General features: G+C 71.5%; 4 protein-coding genes. 3 read left to right on the plus strand and 1 reads right to left on the minus strand.

The window, feature by feature from the left end; translation table 11 throughout:
• On the minus strand, positions 1-1,427 hold a 1,427-nt coding region (locus JHN45_RS51030; protein WP_201056308.1), incomplete at its 3' end, for an MFS transporter.
• Between the two features lie 166 nt (positions 1,428-1,593).
• Between JHN45_RS51030 and JHN45_RS51035 the strand changes: the two genes are divergently transcribed.
• The 3 genes from JHN45_RS51035 to JHN45_RS51045 all read left to right on the plus strand — a co-directional run bounded on the left by JHN45_RS51035 (position 1,594) and on the right by JHN45_RS51045 (position 6,408).
• Complete coding sequence (locus JHN45_RS51035; RefSeq protein WP_201056309.1) at positions 1,594-2,259, plus strand: TetR/AcrR family transcriptional regulator; 666 nt, start codon at positions 1,594-1,596, stop codon at positions 2,257-2,259.
• A 130-nt stretch (positions 2,260-2,389) separates the two neighbouring features.
• Positions 2,390-3,868, plus strand: a complete 1,479-nt coding sequence (locus tag JHN45_RS51040; RefSeq protein ID WP_201056310.1) for a 3' terminal RNA ribose 2'-O-methyltransferase Hen1 — start codon at positions 2,390-2,392, stop codon at positions 3,866-3,868.
• Positions 3,865-6,408, plus strand: coding sequence for a polynucleotide kinase-phosphatase (locus tag JHN45_RS51045; RefSeq protein WP_200717331.1), 2,544 nt, complete (start codon positions 3,865-3,867; stop codon positions 6,406-6,408). The genes JHN45_RS51040 and JHN45_RS51045 overlap by 4 nt, the downstream gene beginning before the upstream one ends.
• The last annotated feature ends 42 nt before the right edge of the window (positions 6,409-6,450 follow it).

Here is a 6,450-nt window from a genome sequence, read left to right on the forward strand (position 1 = left end):
CCGCGTTCCTCCCGGGCCGGCGGCCGGCCCGGGAGGAACGCGGCCAGTGCGAGGGCCGCCAGGGCCGCCGCCGAACCGATGCCCATGATCACGCGGAAACCGTTGTGGGAGGGGACCGTCAGCGAGCCGAACGTCGTCGTCATGTGCGCCAGCACGACTCCGGCGACGGCGCTGGAGGCGGACGTACCGATGGACCGCATCAGGCTGTTGAGGCTGTTCGCGGCGGCCGTCTCGGACAGCGGCACCGCCCCCATGATCAGCGCGGGCATCGCGCCGTAGGCGAAGCCGACCCCGGCGGAGATCACGCAGCACACCACGACGACCTGCCAGACCGCGGCCAGCATGACCACGCCGAGGCCGTATCCGGCGGCCACGACGAACGCGCCCAGCATGAGGGTGACCTTGGGACCGGCCGCCGCCGAGATCCGGGCGGACAGCGGCGCCGTGGCCATCATCACCAGGCCCGAGGGGCCGAGCGTGAGGCCCGCCGCGAGCACGGTCTGGCCGAGGCCGTAGCCGGTGAGCGTGGGCAGTTGGAGCAGTTGCGGCACGGCCAGCGACATCGCGAACATGGCGAAGCCGAACACCACGGACGCGAGGTTGGTCAGCAGCACCTGACGCCGCGCGCTGGTCCGCAGATCGACCAGCGGCCGGTCGATGCGCAGCTCCCACCAGCCCCACACCAGCAGCACCGCGACGGCCACGGCGAACAGACCCGTCGTCGTCCCGCTGCCCCAGCCCCAGTCCGCCCCCTTGGAGACGGCGAGCAGCAGACACACCAGACCGATCGACATCCCGACGCCGCCCACGACGTCGAACCGGCCTCCGCTGCGCACCGCCGACTCCGGTACGAGCGCCACGACGAGCGCGGTCACGACGGCACCGAGCACCGCCGCCGTCCAGAACAGCACATGCCAGTCCGCCTTTTCGGCGATGAAAGCGGCCGTCGGCAGCCCCAGCGCACCGCCCACACCCAGCGACGCACTCATCAGCGCGGTCGCCGATCCCAGCCGCTCCGGCGGGAGTTCGTCGCGCATGATGCTGATCCCGAGCGGGATGACCGCCATCGAGAAGCCCTGGAGCGCCCGTCCGACGATCATCGGGGCGAGCGAGTCGCTGAGCGCGCCGACCACCGAACCCGCTATCAGCAGAACGAGGTTGAGCAGCAGCATCCGCCGCTTGCCGTACATGTCCCCGAGCCGCCCCACCACCGGGTTGGCGACGGCACCGGCGAGCAGGGTCGCGGTGATCGCCCAAGTGGCGTCGGACGGCGAGGAGTTCAGCAGTTTCGGCAGTTCGGGAACGATCGGGATGATCAGCGTCTGCATCAGCGAGACGGTGATCCCACCGAGGGCAAGGACCCAGACGACGGCGCCGGAGCGCCCGGCCCCCTCTGCGGTCGGGGTGGGGATGGCGGACGCGGACATGGCGAAGCCTCCGGCTGATGCGTGCGAGACACGGGGCTGAACGAAACGAGTCTGGCATGTTTTTCGTACGCCATACGCAAAATGATGGGAGCCCGGCCCGGAAAGTGCCGGAGCGGTAGCCTTCCCCTGTCCGGGCACGGCTGTCGCGGACGGAGAGGCGTAACGGATGACGCAGGTGGCGACGGGTTCCGGCCGCCGGGGCAGGGGGCGCCCGCCCCGGCTGTCACGGGAGCGGATCGTCGAGGGCGCGGTCGAGGTACTGCTCGCCGAACCGGCCGTCTCCCTCACCATCAAGCGGGTCGCCGACGTCGTCGGCGCCGCCCCCATGGCCCTCTACCGCTACTTCCCGGACCGCGACGCCCTCCTCCAGGCCACCGCCGACCACGTCCTGGAGGCCATGCGGCGCGACCCCATCCCCGAGGGACCCTGGCCCGACCGGCTCCGCGCCTGGATGCGCGCCGGGCAGGCCAACCTCCGCCCCTACCCGCAGCTCATGCCGTACATGACGACGACCCGGCACCCCGCCTGGATCCCCGGCCTGACCCGGCTGCGCGAGATCCTCACCCCCGCCGGCCTCTCCGCCGAGGATCTGGCCCTCGCCGTGACCCTCATCTCGTCCACGATGATCGGCCACGCCGTCTACGAGGGCTACCGCAGACCCGACGAGGAGATGACGGCCCTCCTCGACGACATCCCCGCCCCCGACCCCACGGCGGACGCCCTGCGCGCCCTCTTCGCCGACCTCCCCGCCGCCCACGCCCGCCTCTTCGACACGATCGTCGACCAGACGGTCACGACGGTGGAACGCCTGGCCGGGAACCCGGCACGATAACCGAAGGCGCAGCTCGCCCGCCCTGTGCGAAGGTGGGGCGGTCGTCCTGCCGAGCCCCCGGTGTCACCGACCCCGGGGGCTCCCGCACGTACGGCACCGCACTCATCCACCCGTCGGAGAGGTCCTCCGCATGTTCCTGACGATCAGTACCACCGGCACCCCCGAACTCCCCGCCACCGACCTCGGGTTCCTGCTGCACAAGCATCCCGAGAAGGCGCAGGCGTTCTCCACGTCCTACGGCCAGGCGTACGTCCTCTACCCCGAGGCGGATCCCGGGCGCTGCACGGCGGCGCTGTTGCTGGAGGTCGACGCGGTGGCACTGGTCCGGCGCGGCAAGGGCAAGGGGCGCGGCGGAGCACCCGACGCGGCGCTCGCGCAGTACGTCAACGACCGTCCGTACGCGGCCTCTTCACTGCTCGCCGTCGCCCTCAGCGCGGTCTTCTCCAGCGCCATGCGCGGCGTCTGCAACGCCCGCCCCGAGCGCGCCGCCCGGCCACTGCCCCTGCGCATCGAGGTACCCGCACTGCCCGCCAGAGGCGGCACCGACCTCGTACAGAAGCTCTTCGCACCCCTCGGCTGGACGGTCACCGCCCGACCGGTCGCGCTGGACGCCGAGTTCCCCGAGTGGGGCGACTCGCGGTACGTGAGCCTCGTACTGGAGTCGGAGACGCTGACCCTCGCCGAGGCGTTGCGCCACCTGTACGTCCTGCTCCCGGTCCTCGACGACGCCAAGCACTACTGGGTGGCCCCCGACGAGGTCGACAAACTGCTGCGGGCCGGCGAGGGCTGGCTGCCCGCGCACCCGGAGCAGAAGCTCATCACCAGCCGCTATCTGTCCCGCCGTTGGTCCCTCACCCGGGAGGCCATGGAGCGACTGGAACTGGTACGGCTCGCCGAGGCCGACGACAGCGAGGTCGAGGAGATCGACAACGCCGTCGAGCCGGAGACGGAGACCGAGGAGAAGCCGACGCCGCTCGCCGTGCAGCGCCGGGACGCGATCGTCGAGGCGCTCAAGGCGTCCGGCGCCACCCGTGTGCTCGATCTCGGCTGCGGACAGGGCCAGTTGGTGCAGACGCTGCTCAAGGACACCCGGTTCACGGAGATCGTCGGCGTCGACGTGTCGATGCGCGCGCTCACCATCGCCGCCCGCCGCCTCAAGCTCGACCGCATGGGGGAGCGGCAGTCCTCGCGCGTCCAGCTCTTCCAGAGCTCGCTCGCCTACACCGACAACCGCCTCAAGGGCTACGACGCCGCCGTGCTCAGCGAGGTCGTCGAGCACCTCGACCTGCCCCGGCTGCCGGCGCTGGAGTACGCGGTGTTCGGCGCCGCCCGCCCCAGGACGGTCCTCGTCACCACACCGAACGTCGAGTACAACGTCCGCTGGGAGACCCTCCCCGCCGGACATGTCCGGCACAGCGACCACCGCTTCGAGTGGACCCGCGCGGAGTTCGCGGAGTGGGCGGCGAAAGTGGCCCAACGGCACGGCTACGACGTCGAGTTCGTACAGGTCGGACCCGACGACCCCGAGGTGGGCCCGCCCACCCAGATGGCGATCTTTTCCATGAGCACGGCCAAGCAGGCGACCACGAAGGAGGCGAAGGCGGCATGACCGAGACGCAGAACAAGGGGCGAGTGCTGCCCGTCACCGACCTCTCCCTCGTGGTGCTGATCGGCGCCTCCGGCTCCGGCAAGTCCACCTTCGCGCACCGCCACTTCAAGCCGACCGAGATCATCTCCTCGGACTTCTGCCGGGGCCTGGTCTCCGACGACGAGAACGACCAGAGCGCCACCCGCGACGCCTTCGACGTCCTGCACTACATCGCCGGCAAGCGCCTCGCCGCCGGCCGCCGCACGGTCGTCGACGCCACCAGCGTGCAGCAGGACAGCCGACGCCAACTGATCGACCTGGCAAAGCAGTACGACGTCCTGCCCATCGCCATCGTGCTCGACGTACCGGAGGAGGTGTGCGCCGAGCGCAACGCCACGCGCTCCGACCGCGCCGACATGCCGCGCCGTGTGATCACCCGTCACACCCGCGAACTCCGGCGCTCCCTGCGGAGCCTGGAGCGCGAGGGCTTCCGCAAGGTGCACATCCTGCGCGGCGTCGAGGACATCGAGAACGCCACGATCGTCACCGAGAAGCGCTTCAACGACCTGACCCACCTCACCGGCCCCTTCGACATCGTCGGCGACATCCACGGCTGCGCCGCCGAACTGGAGACCCTGCTCGGCAAGTTGGGCTACGACGACGGAGTCCACCCGGCGGGCCGCACGGCCGTCTTCGTCGGCGACCTCGTCGACCGCGGCCCCGACTCGCCCGGCGTGCTGCGCCGCGTGATGTCCATGGTCGGGTCGGGCAACGCACTGTGCGTACCGGGCAACCACGAGAACAAGTACGGCCGATACCTCAAGGGCCGCAAGGTCCAGCACACCCACGGCCTGGCCGAGACCATCGAGCAGATGGAGGGCCAGACCGACGAATTCCGCGCCCAGGTGAGGGAGTTCATCGACGGACTCGTCAGCCACTACGTCCTCGACGGCGGCCGGCTGGTCGTCTGCCACGCCGGCCTGCCCGAGAAGTACCACGGCCGCACCTCCGGCCGGGTCCGCTCGCACGCGCTGTACGGCGACACGACCGGCGAGACCGACGAGTTCGGCCTGCCGGTGCGCTACCCGTGGGCCGAGGACTACCGGGGCCGCGCGGCGGTTGTCTATGGTCACACCCCGGTCCCGGACGCCAGTTGGTTGAACAACACGATCTGCCTGGACACGGGTGCCGTCTTCGGCGGCAAGCTGACCGCGCTGCGCTGGCCGGAGCGGGAGCTGGTCGACGTACCGGCCGAGCAGGTCTGGTACGAGCCGACCCGCCCGCTGCTCACGGAGGCGCCCGGCGGCCACGACGGCCGCCCGCTCGACCTGGCGGACGTGCACGGCCGCCGGGTGGTGGAGACCCGGCACGCGGGCCGGGTGTCGGTCCGTGAGGAGAACGCGGCGGCGGCCCTGGAGGTCATGAGCCGCTTCGCGGTCGACCCGCGCCTGCTGCCGTACCTGCCGCCGACGATGGCGCCGACGGCGACCTCGCGGGTGGACGGCTACCTGGAGCACCCGGCGGAGGCGTTCGCGCAGTACAAGGACGACGGGGTCGCGCGGGTCGTGTGCGAGGAGAAGCACATGGGCTCGCGGGCGGTGGTGCTGGTGTGCCGGGACGCGGAGACGGCGGCCAAGCGGTTCGGCGTGGACGGCCCGACGGGATCGCTGTACACGCGCACGGGTCGCCCGTTCTTCGACGACGCGACGGTCACGGAGGAGATCCTGGGCCGTCTTCGGACGGCGCTGGACGAGTCGGGTCTGTGGGCGGAGTTGGAGACGGACTGGCTGCTGCTGGACGCGGAGTTGATGCCATGGTCGCTGAAGGCGTCCGGGCTGCTGCGCGGTCAGTACGCGGCGGTCGGCGCGGCGGCCGGGGCGGTGTTCCCGGGTGCGCTGGCCGCGCTGGAAGGCGCCGCCGGAAGGGGCGTCGACGTGACGGAGCTCGTTTCCCGGCAGCGCGAACGGGCCGCCGACGCCTCGGCGTTCACGGACGCGTACCGGCGCTACTGCTGGACCACGGACGGCCTCGACGGCGTCCGCCTGGCCCCGTTCCAGTTCCTCGCGGTCCAGGGCCGCAGCCTCGCCGCACTCCCGCACGACGAGCAACTCGCCCTGCTGGACCGGCTGGTGGAGCACGACAGTACGGGTCTGCTGCAGACCACGCGCCGTCTGTACGTCGACACCGGCGACCCGGAGTCGATCCGGGCGGGCGTCGACTGGTGGCTGGAGATGACCGGTCGGGGCGGCGAGGGCATGGTCGTCAAGCCGGTGGGCGCGGTGGTGCGCGGCGAAACGGGCCGACTGGTCCAGCCGGGCATCAAGTGCCGTGGCCGCGAGTACCTGCGGATCATCTACGGCCCCGAGTACACGCGCCCCGACAACCTCACCCGCCTGCGCGGCCGTTTCCTGAACCACAAGCGCTCGCTCGCGCTGCGGGAGTACGCGCTGGGTCTGGAGGCCCTCGACAGGCTGGCCGAGGGTGAGCCACTGTGGCGAGTCCACGAGGCGGTGTTCGGGGTACTGGCGTTGGAGTCGGAACCGGTGGACCCACGTCTGTGACGGTGCGGGTGGGCGGGGGCCGGCGTCCCTGGGGGCTCCGCC

Source organism: Streptomyces sp. MBT53 (genome assembly GCF_016654115.1).
GTDB lineage: Bacteria > Actinomycetota > Actinomycetes > Streptomycetales > Streptomycetaceae > Streptomyces.

Excerpts from the sequence above, each read along its gene's own strand:
- JHN45_RS51040 (WP_201056310.1), top strand. The coding sequence starts at position 2,390 with ATGTTCCTGACGATCAGTACCACCGGCACCCCCGAACTCCCCGCCACC.
- JHN45_RS51035 (WP_201056309.1), top strand. The coding sequence starts at position 1,594 with ATGACGCAGGTGGCGACGGGTTCCGGCCGCCGGGGCAGGGGGCGCCCG.
- JHN45_RS51045 (WP_200717331.1), top strand. The coding sequence starts at position 3,865 with ATGACCGAGACGCAGAACAAGGGGCGAGTGCTGCCCGTCACCGACCTC.